This window comes from Martinezella lusitana (genome assembly GCF_010668395.1).
GTDB classification, from domain to species: Bacteria; Pseudomonadota; Alphaproteobacteria; order Rhizobiales; family Rhizobiaceae; genus Rhizobium; species Rhizobium lusitanum_A.
This window is the reverse complement of record NZ_WUEY01000034.1, coordinates 17,160-35,177: the sequence shown is the minus strand read 5'-3', so window position 1 is coordinate 35,177 and position 18,018 is coordinate 17,160. Positions and strand designations below refer to the sequence as shown.

General features: G+C 60.8%; 17 protein-coding genes and 1 pseudogene. 10 read left to right on the top strand and 8 right to left on the bottom strand.

Annotated features, from left to right (window positions below; all coding sequences use genetic code 11):
- Positions 1-22 precede the first annotated feature (22 nt).
- Positions 23-739, top strand: coding sequence for a DJ-1/PfpI family protein (locus GR212_RS34240; protein WP_163994032.1), 717 nt, complete (start codon positions 23-25; stop codon positions 737-739).
- A gap of 138 nt (positions 740-877) precedes the next feature.
- On the opposite strand, the gene GR212_RS34235 is transcribed toward GR212_RS34240, so the two are convergent.
- The 8 genes from GR212_RS34235 to GR212_RS34200 form a co-directional block, all read right to left on the bottom strand.
- Complete coding sequence (locus GR212_RS34235; RefSeq protein WP_163994030.1) at positions 878-1,270, bottom strand: PAS domain-containing protein; 393 nt, start codon at positions 1,268-1,270, stop codon at positions 878-880.
- 86 nt (positions 1,271-1,356) lie between these two features.
- Positions 1,357-2,748: an amidase family protein gene (locus GR212_RS34230; protein WP_163994028.1), complete on the bottom strand. Its 1,392-nt coding sequence runs from the start codon at positions 2,746-2,748 to the stop codon at positions 1,357-1,359.
- 162 nt (positions 2,749-2,910) lie between these two features.
- Positions 2,911-3,327 carry a hypothetical protein gene (locus GR212_RS34225; RefSeq protein ID WP_163994026.1) on the bottom strand — a complete coding sequence of 139 codons (417 nt, stop codon included), beginning with the start codon at positions 3,325-3,327 and terminating at the stop codon, positions 2,911-2,913.
- Positions 3,328-3,467: 140 nt separating this feature from the next.
- Positions 3,468-4,670 (bottom strand): sugar ABC transporter permease, encoded by a 1,203-nt coding sequence (locus GR212_RS34220; RefSeq protein ID WP_163994024.1) that lies wholly within the window; start codon positions 4,668-4,670, stop codon positions 3,468-3,470.
- The gene (locus tag GR212_RS34215) at positions 4,667-6,259 is read right to left on the bottom strand and encodes an ATP-binding cassette domain-containing protein (RefSeq protein ID WP_204326885.1); all 1,593 of its coding nucleotides are present in this window, start codon (positions 6,257-6,259) and stop codon (positions 4,667-4,669) included. The genes GR212_RS34220 and GR212_RS34215 overlap by 4 nt, the downstream gene beginning before the upstream one ends.
- 14 nt (positions 6,260-6,273) lie before the next feature.
- Positions 6,274-7,347 (bottom strand): sugar ABC transporter substrate-binding protein, encoded by a 1,074-nt coding sequence (locus tag GR212_RS34210; protein ID WP_163994021.1) that lies wholly within the window; start codon positions 7,345-7,347, stop codon positions 6,274-6,276.
- Between the two features lie 222 nt (positions 7,348-7,569).
- Positions 7,570-8,772 (bottom strand): acyl-CoA dehydrogenase, encoded by a 1,203-nt coding sequence (locus GR212_RS34205; RefSeq protein ID WP_163994019.1) that lies wholly within the window; start codon positions 8,770-8,772, stop codon positions 7,570-7,572.
- A 57-nt stretch (positions 8,773-8,829) separates the two neighbouring features.
- A complete protein-coding gene (locus GR212_RS34200; protein ID WP_163994017.1) occupies positions 8,830-9,429 on the bottom strand; it encodes a TetR/AcrR family transcriptional regulator in 600 nt (199 codons plus the stop codon).
- A 209-nt stretch (positions 9,430-9,638) separates the two neighbouring features.
- On the opposite strand from GR212_RS34200, the gene GR212_RS37665 reads away from it, so the two are divergent.
- The 9 genes and pseudogenes from GR212_RS37665 (at position 9,639) to bioD (ending at position 18,013) form a co-directional block, all read left to right on the top strand.
- Positions 9,639-10,853: a hypothetical protein gene (locus tag GR212_RS37665; protein WP_204326884.1), complete on the top strand. Its 1,215-nt coding sequence runs from the start codon at positions 9,639-9,641 to the stop codon at positions 10,851-10,853.
- Positions 10,854-10,917: 64 nt separating this feature from the next.
- Complete coding sequence (locus GR212_RS34190; protein ID WP_163994015.1) at positions 10,918-11,454, top strand: flavin reductase family protein; 537 nt, start codon at positions 10,918-10,920, stop codon at positions 11,452-11,454.
- Positions 11,455-11,577: 123 nt separating this feature from the next.
- The gene (locus GR212_RS34185; RefSeq protein ID WP_348643596.1) at positions 11,578-12,768 is read left to right on the top strand and encodes a M24 family metallopeptidase; all 1,191 of its coding nucleotides are present in this window, start codon (positions 11,578-11,580) and stop codon (positions 12,766-12,768) included.
- A 151-nt stretch (positions 12,769-12,919) separates the two neighbouring features.
- Positions 12,920-13,933, top strand: coding sequence for a zinc-binding alcohol dehydrogenase family protein (locus GR212_RS34180; protein ID WP_163994011.1), 1,014 nt, complete (start codon positions 12,920-12,922; stop codon positions 13,931-13,933).
- Between the two features lie 160 nt (positions 13,934-14,093).
- Positions 14,094-14,732, top strand: coding sequence for an RraA family protein (locus tag GR212_RS34175; protein WP_163994009.1), 639 nt, complete (start codon positions 14,094-14,096; stop codon positions 14,730-14,732).
- A gap of 50 nt (positions 14,733-14,782) precedes the next feature.
- Complete coding sequence (locus tag GR212_RS34170; protein WP_163994008.1) at positions 14,783-15,082, top strand: putative quinol monooxygenase; 300 nt, start codon at positions 14,783-14,785, stop codon at positions 15,080-15,082.
- A gap of 189 nt (positions 15,083-15,271) precedes the next feature.
- The gene (gene bioB / locus GR212_RS34165; RefSeq protein WP_348643595.1) at positions 15,272-16,249 is read left to right on the top strand and encodes a biotin synthase BioB; all 978 of its coding nucleotides are present in this window, start codon (positions 15,272-15,274) and stop codon (positions 16,247-16,249) included.
- Positions 16,246-17,390, top strand: a pseudogene (locus GR212_RS34160) (8-amino-7-oxononanoate synthase). The gene bioB and the pseudogene GR212_RS34160 overlap by 4 nt, the downstream one beginning before the upstream one ends.
- A complete protein-coding gene (gene bioD / locus GR212_RS34155) occupies positions 17,387-18,013 on the top strand; it encodes a dethiobiotin synthase (protein ID WP_163994004.1) in 627 nt (208 codons plus the stop codon). The pseudogene GR212_RS34160 and the gene bioD overlap by 4 nt, the downstream one beginning before the upstream one ends.
- The last annotated feature ends 5 nt before the right edge of the window (positions 18,014-18,018 follow it).

Below are 18,018 nucleotides of genomic sequence, written 5' to 3'. Positions count from 1 at the left end.
CCCAGCAACAAGGAGACCTCACATGGCCGATGAAACGAATAAGACAACCGAAGACAGACCCCTTCAGGTTGGAATGATGCTGTTCCCCGGATTTACGCTCCAGGATCTCGCCGGTCCGCAGACAGCACTGGGACTGCACAGTAAGACACATCTCATCTGGAAAACGATGGAACCGGTTCCGACGGACATGGGCGTGACGATGAACCCGACCATCACGTTTGACGACGTTCCGGAGAATTTGGACATCCTCTTCGTGCCAGGCGGCGGCGGCACGCCCGAGATCATGAAGGACCAGGAATATCTCGACTTCATCGCCCGCGCCGGCAAGACGGCCCGCTACATTACCGCTGCCTGCACCGGCTCGGTGATCCTGGCGATGGCCGGACTGCTTGAAGGCTATCGCGCAGCCACCTATTGGCCCTTCTACGAACCTCTGATCGCGCTCGGCATTGAACCGAGCTACGATCGTGTCTGCATCGATCGCAACAGGATCACTGGCGGTGGTGTGACGGCCGGTATTGACTTCGCGCTGTCCCTGATCGCCGAGATCAAGGGTCAAGATGCGGCCGAATTCACGCAACTCGTCCTCGAATATGACCCGCAACCGGTTTTCACCGCGGGCCACCCGCGCAGTGCACGACCGGAAATCGTTGAGCAGATTTCGGGCCTATGGGGAAGGACCGCGGAAGCCGTCAGGGTTGCCAAGGCGCACATGGAGCGGCGCGCGCAAGCCGGCTGAAACCTGCCTTTCTATTCGTCTTTCCGATATCTCGGGCTGCCCACAATCATGATGCTGGTCGCCGGCAGCCCGACGACAATCCGACAATCGCCTAGCGCGCATGACCTCGCCTCACCCGATCAAATCCGCAGGCGCGGTCTACTGAAGCCGTGGCTGTCTTCCAACGTCTTCCTCCGCATAGAGCTGAAACTGGCCTTCCCAAGGGTAGACGATACCAGCGTAATGGGCTGGCGTGCCGGCCCTGTCGCGAAAGCAGCGGCCGTGGGCAATGACATGTCTGACGGCGCCGGCTGCACCGATGACACGATAGATGCCGCTATAGGGCAGGCCGTCTGCAACCGCCTTCATCCAGAGACCGGCAACGTTTGCCCGATCCTCGGCGTGGACCCGGGCAAGATAGGCGGCGGGAGACATGCCTAGAAGGGTTTCCTTCGGATCGAGGCCGAAGAGCCTTGCGACGGCCGTGTCGGCATAGAGCGCATTGTCGGCAAGTGAGCAGGTAAATATCTCGGCTTCAGCAGCATCCGGCATCAGAGCACTCCTCCCGCTCCCGCGCGCCTCTCATGATGGTGAGGTGGCCTTGAATGACGAAATCCAGGTTGCTTCCCGACCGGTGCCTAGACGATCGGATCAATTGGAGCCACGGGCGTTCCGCCGGCCTCGATTGCCTCGCCCGCTGCAAGACATAGATCCTCGCGAAAGCGGCCGGCCACCAGTTGCACCCCGACCGGGACGCGATCGACCAGCCCCGTCGATACCGACAACGCCGGAAGCCCCATCAAGGGAATGCCGACCTGGGGCAATTGCGCGTGCCACACCCGTTCAAACGACGCCTCATCACGTAGGTCGAAATTGTCGGGGAACGGCAGCTCACCGGATACCGGCATGAGAAGGACAGGATATTTGGCAAAAAACGCAAACCACGCCCGGACCAAGAGATCCCGCCGTATTAATGCCTTTGACAGGTCGAAGGGATAAACCTTGTCGCGCATGCCGTTCAAACAGGCCAGCGCGCCCGGATCACCCTCTATCTTTGCCATGTCGAGCTGTGCTTCGTAGCCGTCGCCAAGCCACAGCTTCGCCTGGATGTCGGCAGCTTCACGCAAGGACGGCGTTTCGGAAATCTCCTCGACATTCCAGCCCGCACGTTCCAGTCGCGAAGCGGCGTCGCGCACGGCAGCGATCACTTCGGGCACGGGATTGAGGCCATCGGGATTGACGCACATCACAACGCTCTTGGGCCTTGGTGGTCCTTCGAGCGGCACCGGGGCATACCATGGGTCGTAAAGGTTAGGCGCCGCCATGGCGGCCAAGGCAAGCCGCAGGTCGTCGATGGTGCGCGCGATCGGGCCGGAGACCGCACCGATCTGGCCGCCGATGGAGCGCCCGCCCCATGACGGGTTGAAGTGCGGAACGCGACCCAGGCTCGGACGCAGGCCATGCACGCCGCAGGCGTAGGCTGGAAAACGGATCGATCCGGCAATGTCGCTTCCATGCGCAATCTGCCCGATACCGGCTGCAACGGCTGCCCCTGCCCCACCGGAAGAGCCACCCGGCGTGATACTGGGATCGCGCGGGTTTTTCGTGTCTCCATGGAGCAGGTTCGTGGAAAACCAGCGATAAGAGACGGCCGAACAGTTGGTTCTGCCGAGCAGAATGGCGCCGGACTTGCGCATGTTTCCGACGGCCGGATTGTCGGCGGCCGCAACATTGTCGCGCTGCAACCTCATTCCGTCAGTCGTCGCATAGCCTTTCTGGTCGGCGCCGATCTTGATCGTGACGGGGACGCCCGCCAGGGGTCCGAGATCCTCACCACGGGCGATTGCCGCATCAATTGCGCTCGCCTGGGCGAGAACGTCGCCAGGCCGGTGATCGACAACTGCATTGATCATCGGATTGACCGAATAAAGCCGCTTCAACGCCGCTTCCGCGGACTCCTTTGCCGAAACCTGTTTCGACCTTATGAGGCCCGCGAGTTGGCTAGCCGATATGCGCCAAAGTTCCTCCATGGGTATCCGCTCCCGTGACGTTGATGATTGTCGCTAAAATATTCTTGAGGCGCCGATAACCGGAACCATTGGCCAAAGACCCGGCCATAGCGAATAGGCGTGCACAGCCGCTTGATGCGCTGGCACGGTCCTCGCGATCGCCCGGAAACATTGTGAGCTGGTTTAGAAGCTCTCGAAATCGCGCGCGATGTTCGAGCCATGCGGCGGGACGACACGTCGCAACGCAATGCCCTGATCTTCCTGCCTCGGCCAGACGATAGACGCTGGATCGCCCGTCAGGCGAAGGGAGCGAAAGACCTGCTGTGCTTCCCTCTCCTTCGTGGGTCGAACGCCGTTGGCGACGATGAGCTCGGCGATCAGCGGATCCTGCGGAGAACCGAGGCGGACCTTCCAGAAGCGCGAAGCATTGTCGATCGTCGGTCGGGGATCGAGAGCGCGGTAAATCCTGATTTCGATCGTCGATCCGTACCACACCAGATCGCCGTCCACTCTCATCCTTTCCGGGCGGTTGTGGAGCACCAGCATGCCGTCGCTCGTGGTCTCGATATCGCCCCATGTGGCAGGTGTCTTGAGTTCCAACGGGCCATGGGAAATCCTGCGCCAATCCAGACGAAGGATCCGCCGCAGCGCACGCGAAACCTTGCGTGCGCTGCTCGCTGCATATCCGGCCCCGTAAGCGGCGACTGCGAGGGGCAACAGACAGACTGCAGCGGCATTTTTCAAGGGCGTGCGAATAGCTTGCCTCCGCGCTTTGAAAGAACATCGATATATACTGCGAGCATCAGGACGATGCCACTCGTGATGTTCTGATAGGCTGTCGGCACGTTCAGGAGCGAGAGGCCGTTGCCGAGGCTCTGCATGAGCAAGGCACCGAGCAGGACACCCGACACCCGGCCGGTGCCGCCGTAGAGACTTGCGCCGCCGATAACCACGGCTGCAATCGCATTCAATTCCAGGAACAGGCCCGATTCCGGGGGGGCCGATCCAAGGCGCCCGACGAACATCAGCGTACCGATCGCGGTCAGCACGCCGATCAGGATGAAGGAGGTCACCAAATGCTTGGTGATGGGGATGCCGGCCGACTTTGCGGCAGCCCGATTGCCGCCAACGGCATAGACATGGCGTCCCCAAACGGTGTTGGTCAGCATCCAGGCCAGAAGTCCCGCCGCCGTCAGCGTAATCGCGACCGGCATGGGAAGGCCGCGATAAGAGAGCGTCGCCCAGGCAAGGAGAACGACACTCGCAAATCCCAGGGCAACGCGTATCAGGACGCTGCGCGGATTGCTGTTCTGGCTGAGACTGCGCAACGGCCAGAGCGCGATGATTGCCGCAACCGCGATAAAGGCCCAAAGCGCCGGACCGGTGACGAACGCGTCGCCAAAAAAGCGAATTCCATCGGAGATGCCGGAGATCGTGCGCCCGCCCGACAGTGCAAGCGCGAGCCCGCGCAACAGCATCAGGGAGCCGAGGGTGGCAACGAAGGACGGCAGCCCAAGCTTTGCGACCCAGGCGCTGTTCCAGAGCCCGACTGCGACGCCCATCGCAAGGGCTGCGAAGATGGTCACCCATGGGCCGACGGTGCCGCTCGCCTCAATCATGGCGACCACGGTAACGCAAAGGCTCATGAACGATCCGACCGACAGGTCGATCTCCCCTTGGGCGATGACGACCAGCATTCCGAGCGCCACGATGGCGGTGATCGCGGTCTGGCGCATGAGATTGCTGAGGTTTCGATCGCTGACGAATATGCCATCCGTCAGCAGCGAGAAGACCAGCCAGACGATTGCGATGGCGGCGAGCAGTCCGGCCGCCGAGCGCAGGATGGAAATGATGGAGTTCGCGCGGTTCGGTGTTTCGGTCTTCGCGTCCGAAGACGCCACTGCAACCGCGTCGTTCTTCAGATTGGCTACATTTGATTTCATTGCTGTTCCACCGTTGTCTTTATTGCTGTGCCGCCGGCCAAAGCGAGAAGCTCGTGGCGGTTGGTGTCTCGTGTATTTACGAGGGTGACTTTTTTTCCGTCGCGCAGGACGAGGATACGGTCCGAGAGTTCGAGCGCCTCGTCCTCTTCCATGGTGGCGTAGAGCACCGCCGTGCCTCTGGACGCGACGTTTCGGATTAGGCGATAGACGTCCTGCTTTGCCCCGAGGTCGATGCCTCGCGTCGGCTCGTCAAGCAAGACGAGCCGCGGCTCGTTGATGAGCGCTCGCGCAAGCAGGACCTTCTGCTGGTTTCCGCCGCTGAGGCTGCTGATCGGCTGGTCAGGTCCCTGCGTGCGGATCGCCAGATCACGGATGAACGACCTACAGAGTTCTTTCGATTTCTCGTGATTGACCACGGAGCCCTTGCGAGGCGCGCCGCGGTGCCATCCGAGCATCATGTTTTCCAGCACCGAGAGATTGGGGATGAGGCCGTCCTTTTGACGTTCGGCCGAGACATAGGCGATCCCGTGCGCGATGGAATCACGCGGATTGCGCGGGGAAAAGTCCGCGCCGCCGAGCTCCACCGAGCCGCTGGTCAACTCCGGCATGAAGCCATAGAGGGATTCGACCAGCTCCGTCTTTCCCGCTCCCAACGGACCGTAAACGGCAACGATTTCGCCGGCCGCAAGCTCGATATCGATCGGACCGACATCGCGCGGCGATTCAGGCGTGCGTGCGCGGTTCCAGCCGCGCAGGCGCACGGCAGCCTCACCTCGATCCGATCGCTCATTGTGTGCAACATGCTGCGGCTCCGCGAGTGCATTGCCGAGCATGGCGCGCACAATGCCTGCCTGGTCCAGTTGGGCTCTTGGGGCCTCCAAGGCCACCCGCCCATCACGCAGGATGACGACACGATCGCAAACCTTCAGGATTTCATCGGTCCGATGGGAGATGAAGATGATCCCTGCGCCCTGGGCGGCCAGTTCGCGCATGCGCTCGAGCAGAAGTCCGATTTCGTCGGCGCCAAGGGCCGATGTCGATTCATCGAACACGAAAACGCGACTGCCGCTGGCGATGGCGCGGGCGATTTCCACCTGCTCCATCAAGGCAACACCGCCCTGGCCGGCGAGCGGGCGCCTCGTGTCGATATCGAGACCGAGACGGCGCATGGCGGCATCCGCCCGGTCGTAGAGAGCCTTCCAGTCGATCACCCCGAAACGCGATGGTTCGATCGTAAGCATCACGTTTTCGCCAATCGTCAATTGCGGAACGACGGCGCCTTCCTGGTGAACCAGAGCAACACCGGCCTCGTGGGCGTCGCGTGCATCGGCGAAGGCGGCCGGAACTCCGCTGCACATGACCGTGCCGCGATATGATCCGTGCGGGATCTCGCCGACGATAACCTTTGCCAGCGTGCTTTTGCCGGCACCGTTGGCGCCCATGAGGCCGACCACTTCACCGGCCGAGACGTTGAAGCTGACATTGTTGAGCGCACGGGTCGCGCCGAACTCGACGGTGATACCGTCGAGTTGCAACAAACCAGCGCCATTCTGCTTGCCCGATGGGGCAAGGACTGCAGACGTAGCCACCGCTTTCACTCCCCTTAACCCTTGAGGCCGATATCTTCCGGCTTCAACCAATCGGTCAGTTTGAGGAATTCGGGCAGCGATTCCCTGTTGACGACGCGCGACTGAATGCGCATGCCCGGTATCTTCTTGCCGCCCACATCGATGCTGTCGTTGCTCTGAGGCGTTTCGCCCTTGATGAGGGCGTGCGCCGCCTCTGCCGCGACGCGACCCATCTGAATAAGGTCGGTCCAGGCGCTCATGGCCATGTCGCCCTTGACGATGGCGCGTGCGCCTTCCGGCCAGACGTCTTCGCCGCAGATCCAGACCTTTCCGTTCAGGCCCTCTTCGGTCAGCGCCTTCAGCGCACCGAGTGCCAGGCCTTCTTCGTTGGCGACAACGGCCTGGATATCGTTGTTGTTGGCCGTCAGAGCGTCTTCCATCTGCTTCAGCGCCGATTCCGGTCGCCAGTTATCGTGCCACTGGTGAGAGACGATCTTGATCTCGCCGGAGTCGATAAAGGGCTGCAGGACGCGAAGGGCGCCCTCGGTCTTCTGACGCGCCACATCGATGCCTTCCGGCCCGCTGACGATCGCCCAATTGCCCTTCTTGGCCTCCTTCAGGGCCTGTTTTGCCTGGAGTTCGCCGACGAGATAATTGTCGCGGCCGGCCCAATAGTCGATGGCGGCGGACGGGATCACGTAATTGTAGGAAATGATCGGGATGTTGGAATCGCTCTTAACGCGCTCGACGATCTTCGCCCCGGCTTCAACGTTGACGGGGATGATGATGAGCGCCTGGATGCCCTGCGACAGCATGGCGTCAATCTGGGAGTCCTGCGTCGATACATCCTCGTTGGCGCCCTGGATGATATATCGCAGACCGAGCTCGTTTGCCCGCATCTCGAAATAATGGCGGTCATGCGGCCAGCGGAACGCATCGAAGCTCGGAAAGCTGAATCCGACGAGCGGGCCATCTGCCGCGCGGGCGGAAAATGCTGATGAACCCAGGGTTGCAGATGCGGCGCCGTAGGCAGCAGCCGTTTTCATGAATCCGCGACGCGAGATGCGACCTTCGGCCATCATCTTGGCTAGTGAGAACAAGTCACTCATAAAGTCCTCCGGAGAATATTGTTTGTTGAGAGGCGGCGAACCTTGGCGGTTTTCTTCCCCTATCAATCGTTCCCAATCCGATCGTCGTTGCGATCTGATTTATATAGAACATCCCATCTAAAAAAAATTGTCAAGGACACACTACTAAAATAGCGAGATTTTTGAGCAAAGTTACAGGAGTTTAATTTTTATGCAGTTCACTTAAGACTGAGGATTGCGCCGTTAGAGCGAGGGGTTCGTCAACGGCAACCGGAGGCGGGCACGGCCGTGCTCAGTCGCATTGACTTCCCAGTTAATGGCCGTATGGCGGGACGCAACGGCGATATCGCGGTAATAACTTGCGATCATATTGGTCGCGTAGGCGCCACGCGCTCCGATCAGATCCCATACGGCCTCTGATGCCCGTCGCGCCAGCTGTCCCGCATAGGCCGAGTTCGAGCGGTAGTTTGATCGCTCGATCGCGGAAAATGTGCAGTCGGCAGCGGCAAGCTCCATGATTTCTCTGCAGTCTGCCCGAAGAAGCATTTCAGCGGCCTGAAGGGAGGCTGACACCTCTCCGACGCGCATCTGGTGCGTCGGGAACCCGACCGTATCCTCGCTGGTTCTCAGAGACTTCCGGTCTCGTGATTGCAGCAGGAAGTTTTCAAACATCGCTTCGGTCATGCCAATCAGGCAGGCGGCCGGCAGGATGCCGCTGATCATGAGGAGCGGCGGCCGATAGACGGCACCGCGATTGATGGATTTGGCGGGAAAGTCCCCGCCCTTCATGCTTTGAATGGATAATGTGAGGTGTTCGGGGACGAAAAGGCTTTCGACCTTGACGTCGTGGCTGCCTGAGCCGTGAAGGCCGATCGGATCCCACGTATCGAGAATGGTCAGGGACGATTTCCGCACGAGAAAATACCGCTCCTCGTCGGGCGCCGCGTCCTGCTCCACCATCCCGGAGAGGATGCACCAATCGGAGGGTTCGACGCCGCTGACGAAAGGCCATTGCCCTGTGAGCTCGTAGCCGCCTTCGACCTGGCGTGCCTTGCCAAGCCGGGGCACAAGAATGCCGCTGACAAGGTTCATCGGGTCTTCCCAGACTTCCTTTTGCGCCTCAAGGGGCCAGTGGGCGATCATGTAGTTGTGAAACAGGTACTGAGCCAGGCACCACGACGTCGAGGGACAGCCGCTGGCAACCGGGATCAATATGTCGGCGAGATGTTCGAGTGAGCCTTCCGCACCTCCGAAACTTGCGGGTTGAAGCAGGCGAGCAACGCCGGAGCGACGCAGATCCTGCCGTGTTTCTTCAGGCAGGCAGCGATTTTTTTCGGTCTCCTGCGTTCGCTCCCTGAGGACCGGAATGAGATTGCGCGCAGAATTGATAAGAGCCTGACTGTAGACGCGCTGGCCCTTGAAGTCGTCTGGATAGATGATTGTCAAATAGATGCTCCTTGGGATGACGGGTTAGGCATGCGCTCGCCATGCCTCGCCCGCGCGTCATTCACGGACCCGTAGCCCCTTGGCCGATGGCGCCGCCTCCAGGGCAACGCCGAGATCCTGGCCCAGAACATCGAGCAACATCCGCCGGCAACGAGCCGGCGGCATGTCTTGCGGATCGGCGACCATCAGCGTGCAAAGCCCAAACGACGTGCTGATAAACGTCACCGCGATATCGTCAGGCGCGCGCGTCGGGCGAAAGCTGCGCTCCTCCACCCCGGCTTCGATCAGCCGCACGATGATCTCGCCATAGAGCCGGTGCACCTTTTGCACCTCGGCCTGCAGGACCTTGTCGAAGGGCATCCGCCCGAAAAGGCTCAGCCAGAATCGCCATTCGGGAATGCCCGCGGGAGACGGCTGACTAACATAGTCCACAAGCGCGACGAGCCGATCTGCCGCATCACTGCGACGATGTTCGAATTTGCTCAGCGCTTTGACGAACTGCAGCGTCGCATCATTGATCGCATCCAATGTCAGCGCACGCTTGTTGCTGAAATAATGGGTAATGACGCCAGACGAAATCCCAGCGACGTCGCTGACCTCCCGGATTGTCAGGTCGCGCCAGCCATTGGTCGACAAAATGTGGATGACGGCATCCATCACTTGCCTTCGACGGATCGCTTCCATCCCGAGTTTCGGCATATTTTTCACCCTTTTCGAACGTTTATTCTAGTTTATCAGCAACAAACTTCACCTGCAACAGCGTTATATTCGGCGTTTTGAACCGTTCTCCGGCACCTTGAGGGGCTTGCGTTGATTTTTAATATAACATATGTTCTATAAAAATCGCATCAAACGGGAGCATTAATGTGAGTAACCCCACTGCACTGAAGAGAGACGACCTGCCGGCCATCGAGCGCGCTGGGACGCCCGATGAACTTATCAAGCGATCCGAGGAACTCGCTCCTGCCCTTCGCGAACGGAGTGCCGAGACCCAGACGCTTCGCCAGCCGCCGGAAGCAACGCGCCTCGACATCAGGCGAACCGGCATCCATAGGTTGTTTCAGCCTGCCCGCTTCGGCGGTGCCGATGCGCCATTCAGCGCCGCAGTCGATGTGATGCGACCACTCGGCCAGGCCTGCGGATCGACCGCCTGGGCGATCGTTCAGAACATTTCCCACAATTCGATGATGTGCCGCTGGCCCGAGCAGGCCCAGGAAGACGTTTGGAGAGAAGACCCAGCAGCCCTCCTGTCCGGCATCCTCATCCCCAATCTTGGCAAGGCGCGCCGCGTGGACGGCGGATATATCCTTTCGGGTCGCTGGCCCTTCGTGAGCGGAGTCAGCCTCGCGGACTGGGCAATCTTCACGGCTTTCACGCCTGGCCCGAACGGCGAAGAGGAAGACCGGCACTTCCTGGTGCCGAAGAGCGACTATCAAATCCTCGACACATGGTATGCCATCGGCCTGAAAGGATCGGCCAGCCACGATGTGACGCTCGAGGAGGTTTTCGTCCCCGAACATCGCACGACAACTGTCGATACGATGCGGGCGCGAAAGCCGCTCTTTGACGGCGAGGCGATCAACATGCGCGCACCGCTCTACTGCATGTTCGGCGTCTATATCGGCGGTACCGCGCTCGGTATCGCCGAGGGCGCAGTCAACATCTATCTCGAACAGGCGCGCACGAGGGTCTCTCGCGTTTCGGCCAAAGCCGTCAGCGATTTCAGCACCCAGCAGGTTAAGGTGGCCGAGGCGCTGTCATGTCTGAGGGCCGCACGCCTGCTGATCTATGGTGCGTGCCAAGAAATGACGAAAATCCTCGAATCCGATCGTTTGCCGACCGACGAGGAGCGTGCGCGCTGCCGGGCCGAGGCAACCTTTGCCGGCCAGCTCGCGACCCGTGCGGTGAATGTTGTGTGGGATGCGGCTGGTGGCGGAGCGATCTACGAGCGCAATCCGCTATCGCGTTATTTCGCCGACATGAGCGCAGCAAACCGCCACATTACCCAAAATTGGGACGTCAGCGCGATATCGCATGGCCGCACCGCTCTCGGTCTGCCGCTCGACAATCCGACGCTCTAGTGACCCGTCCGCAGCGCCGCGGAAGCGGCGCCGTCTGAAACCCAGATTGAAGGTCTCATGTGCCATGACAACCTCTGCACCATCGATTACCAGCAGTTCGAATATTTTGCGCGATCAATTCGTGTCGGCGATGAGCCGGGTGCCGCTCAGTGTGGCGGTGGTCGTGGCCGGCGCCCCGGACGAGCGGGTCGCGTTGACCGTCGGAACTTTCATTTCGGTCTCGGCCGATCCGCCAATGGTCCTGGTGGCCGTCAAATCCAGCAACCCGCTCTGCAAGGCCGTCGCCTCGCACCGTCGGTTCGCCATCAACGTGCTGTCTGCCGAACAAGTGGAGCATTCCGAACGCTTTTCCGGCCGCCCGCGCACCGGCCAACCCTATGATCTGACCGCCGCACGCTGGGCAGGTGGCCCGGGCGAACTGCATCGTTACCTCGAAGGAGCCGTGGCTGCCTTCGACTGTGAACTGGTCGAGGCGCGCACCATTGCCTCGCACGTGCTCCTGATCGGACGCGTTGAGGACATCGTATCGGGCGCTGAACAGCCGCTTGTGTACTGGTCTCGCTCCTACGGGATTCCGTCGCCGCTAATCAGCTCCGGCTGAAATTGTCGAGCGCTGTCGTCCGCGTCCATCCGGTTCATCATTTCGATGCGGAGTTCCGGCCTTGGAGAGGCCGATCTTTGCCAACATGGCCCCAACGTGCCAACAACAACAGGGAACTTGTCAGTGAGTGTTTCGCAATCCTCAAGCTATCGATCATTGCCCTTCGACCAGGCGCGGCTTGACCGCCTCATGGATGAGGCGGGTATCGACATCTTGATCGCCACGTCCAAGCACAATGTTCAATATCTGCTCGGCGGTTATCGTTTCTTCTTCTTCGACTACATGGATGCGGTCGCGCTGAACCGCTATCTGCCCGTCGTCGTCTACCAGAAGGGAAAGCCCGACAATACGGCCTATTTCGGCGCAGCGCTTGAGATCTTCGAACGCCAGCTTGGCAAATTCTGGCCCCCGGTCGTTGAAACGGGAACGTGGAGCAGCACCGACGCCATCCAGCTCGCTGTCGAGCATATCAGGAAGATCGGTGCCTCCTCGTCAACCATCGGCGTGGAAAAAGCCTTCGTCCCGATGGATGGAGGGCAGCTGCTGCACGACAATGGTTACCGGATCGCCGATGCAGCTTTCGTCCTGGAGAGGTTGCGCCTGATCAAGACGCCAGACGAGCTTACCCTGCTGCGGGAAGCCTCCGAGAGGGTCGTGCAATCCATGGCGGCGACATTTGACTATTGCCTCCCGGGCATGACCAAGAACGACCTCGTGGCAAAGCTCAGGCGCGAGGAAGTCAATCGCGACCTCAAATTCGAATATTGCCTGATCACGGCAGGGCGCGATCTCAACCGATCGCCCTCGGAGCAGAAGCTACAGGCCGGTGATGTCATTTCGCTGGATTCGGCCGGCAATTTTCACGGCTATATCGGCGACCTGTGCCGCATGGGGATCCTTGGAGAGCCCGATGCCGAACTGGAGGACCTGCTCGGCCTGATCACGCACATCCAGTCAGAGGCGCGCAAGCCCGTCAAGGCTGGCGCACGCGGCGGCGACATCTTCACCATCGCAGACGCGATCATCGATCAGTCTCCCCACAAGCCGTACATGGAGTTCCTTGCGCACGGCATGGGACTTGTCAGCCATGAAGGCCCGCGCCTGACAAGTGTCGGGCCCGTGCCTTACCAGGGTTATGACGAGGATCGTGCGCTGGAGGCGGGGATGGTCATTTCCATCGAAACCGCAATCAAGCACCCGACCAGAGGATACATCAAGCTCGAGGACACCGTTGTCGTTACGGCTTCCGGATCGGAAGGGTTCGGCGACGAGTTTCGCGGTTGGAACCGCGCCGGGGTCTACGGCGGGGTCTAGTCGCGGCGTTGCGGCGGCCCTGCGCGTCCTGGCCCGCCGCTCGAAGCTTTCTCAACATTTGGCGAGACAACGGGATGCGACGCGGTCGGTCCGGTTCGGCTCAGCTCGGCAATGACAGGGCGGGACACCGCCGCACTTACGGAGACATCTCATGAAAGCCGTTGGGTATCAGAAGTCGCTTCCAATCGAGGATGCACAGTCACTCGTTGATTTTGACGCCGTCAAACCCGAACCATCGGGCCGCGACATCAGGGTTGCCGTCAAGGCGGTTTCGGTCAATCCCGTTGACTATAAGATCCGCAAGCGTGCCGAACCCGTTGAAGGTGACTATAAGGTTCTCGGGTTTGACGCAGCAGGCATCGTCGATGCGGTCGGTCCGGACGCAATGCTGTTCAAACCGGGCGACGCGGTGTTCTACGCCGGCTCAAACCAGCGCCAGGGGACCAATGCCGAGTTCCACCTCGTCGATGAGCGCATCGTCGGCAAAAAGCCGGAAACTCTTTCCTTTGCCGAGGCTGCCGCTCTGCCTCTGACCGCGATCACGGCCTGGGAGCTGCTGTTTGACCGGTTGGGCGCTACGCGCGGCCAGAGCGCTGATCCACGCACACTACTGGTGATCGGAGGAGCCGGTGGTGTTGGTTCGATCCTCATCCAGCTTGCACGCAATCTGACAGGATTGACGGTGATTGCGACTGCGACGCGTCCTGAATCGCAGGCGTGGTGCCTCGATCTCGGCGCGCATGCGGTCATCGATCATTCACAGCCACTGAAGGGGCAGATCGCCGCCCTGAACCGAGATCCGGTTGCTTTCGTCGCCAGCCTGACGTTCACCGATCAGCACTACAAGGATGTTGCCGAGCTCATCGCACCGCAGGGCCGGTTCGGGCTCATCGACGATCCCGCCGAATTCAATATCGGTGTGTTCAAAGCCAAGGCCGTGTCGATCCACTGGGAGCTGATGTTCACCCGATCGACATTCCAGACCGCGGACATGGGCGCCCAGGGCCAGCTGTTGAACGAGGTCTCCGATCTCATCGACAAGGGCATCTTGCGCACCACGCTCGACCAGACCTTCGGGGTCATCAACGCCGACAACCTCAAGCGCGCACATGCGTTGCTGGAGAGCGGCAAGTCGCGCGGCAAGATCGTCCTCGAGGGTTGGTAGGCCCTCGTCCGATCTTACCGGTCCGGTCGCATCCATCGAAAATCCGGCCGGACGGTTCGAACCTTAACGATGCGTCGGCCGCGTGTTCGAGGCCGGCATGCTTTGCGGCTGCCCGGCGACCACGGGCAGCGCGTCCGCCAAAATTGGAGGATCTGATTCCATGAATGTCACCATTGCCGCGGCATCCGTACCCAAGCCCCCGGCAGATTTGATCGAAGGCTTCCGAAACGCACCCACCGCCGTGATTTCCGATAATCTCGGCCGACTGCCCGGCTCGGTCGGGTTGCGGGCGTTTCATCGCGGCGCCAAGCTTGTTGGCACGGCATTTACCGTCCGCACGCGACCGGGCGACAATCTCGCGATCCATCAGGCGCTCGAGCTGGTTGGGCCAGGCGATGTCATTGTGGTGGATGGCGGTGGCGACGAGACACGTGCGCTTGTCGGCGAGATCATGAAGGAGATCGCCGAGTGGCGTAAGGCAGAGGGGTTCGTCATTGATGGCGCAATCCGGGATGTCGCTGCTTTCGCCACATCCAATTTCCCCTGCTACGCACGCGCCGTCACACATCGCGGTCCCTATAAGAACGGTCCCGGCGAAATCAACGTCCCTGTATCGATCGGCGGCTGTGTGATTTCGCCCGGCGATATCGTTGTCGGCGACGAGGACGGCCTGGTTTCGTTCCCGGCAGACAACGCTGCGACACTCCTGGCATCCGTACAGGCCCAGATAGCGCGCGAAGAGCAAATGATAAAGACGATCCGTGAAGGCCGATACGAGGGAACCTACGCCCGATCCTGACACGCCTTGAAATGCTAAGCCGCTGACTCCACCGCATGAAGGAACTGCCAATGACGACGCCTGCCGTTGCAATCTTTGTCACCAAACCTGGAGCGGAAGACAAGCTCGAGGCTCTTTTCCGGTCGGTGATCGCCACGACGCTGACTGAGGAAGGCTGCATCAGCTATCAGCTCAATCGCGATCTCGACAATCCTCGTCGCTTCGTCTGGACCGAAGAATGGGAGAGCCGCGCACTTTTGGAGAAGCATGCGGCGGCTCCGCATATCAAAGCGATACTGGCTGAGATCCCGGCGCTGGTTGACAGCGCGGAGGTCATTGCCTTGCGGAAGCTCGACGGCGGCCCGGCATGAGCCCGAATGCTGAGGCGCGCCACGGTCCGCTAAGCCAGCGCGTTTCCGCAATTGCCTGGAGCGCCCGTTCAGATGCTGCATGCGAAGGGGCTGACGCGGGCGGCGCAGAGGATCTCGCGGTCCAACAGGCTGCGACATTCAGGTGAAACCCCGCGCCACAGCGGGCTGGACTTTGACGAGGTGATCTCGGTGTCAGAAAGCAAATCGTTACTCCAAGCTCAATCCCCGAGCTTCTCGTCACTTGCCGATGCGCAAGAGATCTATCGTGTGCCGTTCAACGACCTGCTTTTCCGTGCCCAGCAGATTCACCGCGCGAACTTCGATCCGAACGCGATTCAGATGAGCCGTTTGCTATCGATCAAAACCGGCGGATGCGCGGAGGATTGCGGTTATTGTAGCCAATCCGCCCACTATCCGACCGGCCTCAAGGCGTCGAAGCTGATGGAGGTCGAGCGCGTGCTCGGCGAGGCGCGCAAGGCGAGGGATGGTGGAGCAACGCGCTATTGCATGGGTGCCGCCTGGCGCAACCCCAAGGACCGCGACATGGATGCACTGGTTGCCATGGTCGAGGGCGTGAGGGCGCTTGGCATGAAGACTTGCATGACGCTCGGCATGCTGACGCCTGATCAATCCGCAAAGCTCGCCACCGCGGGCCTCGACTACTACAACCACAATATCGATAGCTCGGAACGCTTCTATTCCGAGATCATTACGACCCGCACCTTCGAGGATCGGCTGGAAACGCTCGCCAATGTCCGCGACGCCGGCATCAAGGTCTGTGCCGGCGGCATTCTCGGCATGGGGGAAACGGTCGAGGATCGCATTTCGATGCTGGTGACGCTTGCCAATCTGCCGGTACCGCCCGAAAGCGTTCCGATCAATATGCTGATCCCGATCCCCGGCTCCAAACTGGAGAATGCAGAGCCGATCGACTTCGTTCGCATGATCGCGCTGGCGCGCATTCTCATGCCGAAGTCGCATGTTCGCCTCTCCGCCGGCCGCACCGACATGAGCGACGAGATGCAGGCACTCTGTTTTTTTGCCGGCGCCAACTCAATCTTCGTCGGCGACACACTGCTGACGGCGGACAATCCTGCTGAGAATCATGACGGCGCGCTCTTCCGTCGGCTCGGCCTCAGGCCGCTCGAGCGGGAGCCAGCGCGTTGAGGGCGCCGGCGCTCGCCCGCTATGAGGCAGCGCTGGCTGACCTGCGCACCCGGTCGCGCATCCGCGAGCGCGTCTTGCCGCAGGGCATCGACTTCACGTCAAACGACTATCTGGCACCGGCCACAGCACCCCGCATGAAAGCTGCCCTCACATCTGCGCTCGACAGGGGGGTGCCGGTCGGCGGGGGCGGATCACGTCTGCTTCGCGGCAATCACGCCGAACATGAGCTGCTTGAAGCCGAAGCCGCGTCCTTTTCGGTATGGAAAAGGCGATCTACTTCTCCAGCGGATTTGCCGCCAACGTTGCGCTCTTTTCGTCCCTGCCCCAGCGCGGTGACCTGATCGCCCATGACGCATTGATCCATGCAAACGTTCACGACGGCATATCTGCCAGCAAGGCGGAGGCGATCAGCGTATCCCATAACGCGGCTGACGCATTTGACGGGGCGATCCGTCTCTGGCGCGCCAAAGGCGGTAATGGCCGCCCATGGATCGCGGTGGAGAGCCTCTATTCCATGGATGGCGACAGGGCGCCGCTTGCAGCTCTCGCTGATCTCGCCAGCCGGCATGACGGCTTCCTTGTCATCGATGAAGCGCAGGCGACCGGAGTGTTGGGCCCTCAGGGCCGTGGCCTGGCCGCCGACCTGGAAGGACGCGCAAATGTTTTGGTGCTGCACACCTGCGGAAAGGCGCTGGGCGTTTCTGGCGCGCTTGTCGGGCTGCCCGGAGTGTTTGCCGACTACATGGTCAATCGTGCCCGCAATTTCATTTATTCGACTGCCCCCTCACCGCTCATGGCCGCCGCAGTGCGCGAGGCACTGCGCATAATCGCCGACGAACCAGAACGACGCGCACGCCTGCGAAGGCTCACTGCTTTTGCGAGCGAGACAGCGTCCGCGCGGCTCGGCATCCGTTCGAGCGGCTCGCACATCCTGCCCGTCACGATCGGAGATAATGCCAGGGCGCTTCGGATTGCCGAACACATGCGCAGAGAAGGTTTTGACGTCAGGGCAATCCGTCCACCGACCGTGCCGGAGGGAACGGCACGGCTGCGGCTATCCATCACGCTCAATATCGACGAGGAGCAGATTGAAGCGATGATCGATGAACTTGCTGTCGCAATGAATGGGGCGCAGCCGTGACTTCCAGATTTGTCGTCTCCGGTACGGACACGGGCATTGGCAAAACCGTCTTTGCCGCGGCCCTCACCCGTGCATTGGATGGTTACTACTGGAAGCCTGTCCAGTCGGGCCTCGAAGAGGAGACTGACAGCGAGCGTGTTGCTACGCTCGCCGCCCTGTCGCCGGCGCGCATTTTCCCGGAAGCCTATCGCCTCTCGGCGCCGCTTTCGCCGCATCTTTCGGCCCGCCTGGACGGTGTGGAAATCGACGCAAAGACGCTCGTTCCGCCGACGACCGACAGGCCGCTCGTGATCGAGGGAGCAGGCGGCTTGCTCGTGCCCCTGAAGGAGGACCTTCTCTTTGCCGACGTCTTTGCCCGCTGGCAGATTCCAATCATCCTTTGTGCCCGGACCTCGCTCGGCACCACCAACCACACGCTGCTTTCCATCGAGGCGATGCGCCAACGCGGGATACCGCTCCTTGGCATTGCCTTCATTGGCGACGAGAATATCGAAACAGAGCGCATTATCGCCAGGTTCGGCAAGGTCAGACGGCTTGGCCGTCTCGCATCGCTTCCGCACCTCAGTCCCGCTTATCTGCTCGAGGCTTTTGAACGCGGCTTCGATCGCGCGTCATTTTCGTAGATGAC

What these genes read in the sequence shown, in the direction of transcription:
- GR212_RS34240 (WP_163994032.1), top strand. Translation starts at nt 23, where the DNA reads ATGGCCGATGAAACGAATAAGACAACCGAAGACAGACCCCTTCAGGTT.
- GR212_RS34230 (WP_163994028.1), bottom strand. Translation starts at nt 2,748, where the DNA reads ATGGAGGAACTTTGGCGCATATCGGCTAGCCAACTCGCGGGCCTCATA.
- GR212_RS34200 (WP_163994017.1), bottom strand. Translation starts at nt 9,429, where the DNA reads ATGGATGCCGTCATCCACATTTTGTCGACCAATGGCTGGCGCGACCTG.
- GR212_RS34175 (WP_163994009.1), top strand. Translation starts at nt 14,094, where the DNA reads ATGAATGTCACCATTGCCGCGGCATCCGTACCCAAGCCCCCGGCAGAT.
- GR212_RS34190 (WP_163994015.1), top strand. Translation starts at nt 10,918, where the DNA reads ATGACAACCTCTGCACCATCGATTACCAGCAGTTCGAATATTTTGCGC.
- GR212_RS34210 (WP_163994021.1), bottom strand. Translation starts at nt 7,347, where the DNA reads ATGAGTGACTTGTTCTCACTAGCCAAGATGATGGCCGAAGGTCGCATC.
- GR212_RS34170 (WP_163994008.1), top strand. Translation starts at nt 14,783, where the DNA reads ATGACGACGCCTGCCGTTGCAATCTTTGTCACCAAACCTGGAGCGGAA.
- GR212_RS34220 (WP_163994024.1), bottom strand. Translation starts at nt 4,670, where the DNA reads ATGAAATCAAATGTAGCCAATCTGAAGAACGACGCGGTTGCAGTGGCG.
- GR212_RS34180 (WP_163994011.1), top strand. Translation starts at nt 12,920, where the DNA reads ATGAAAGCCGTTGGGTATCAGAAGTCGCTTCCAATCGAGGATGCACAG.
- GR212_RS34235 (WP_163994030.1), bottom strand. Translation starts at nt 1,270, where the DNA reads ATGCCGGATGCTGCTGAAGCCGAGATATTTACCTGCTCACTTGCCGAC.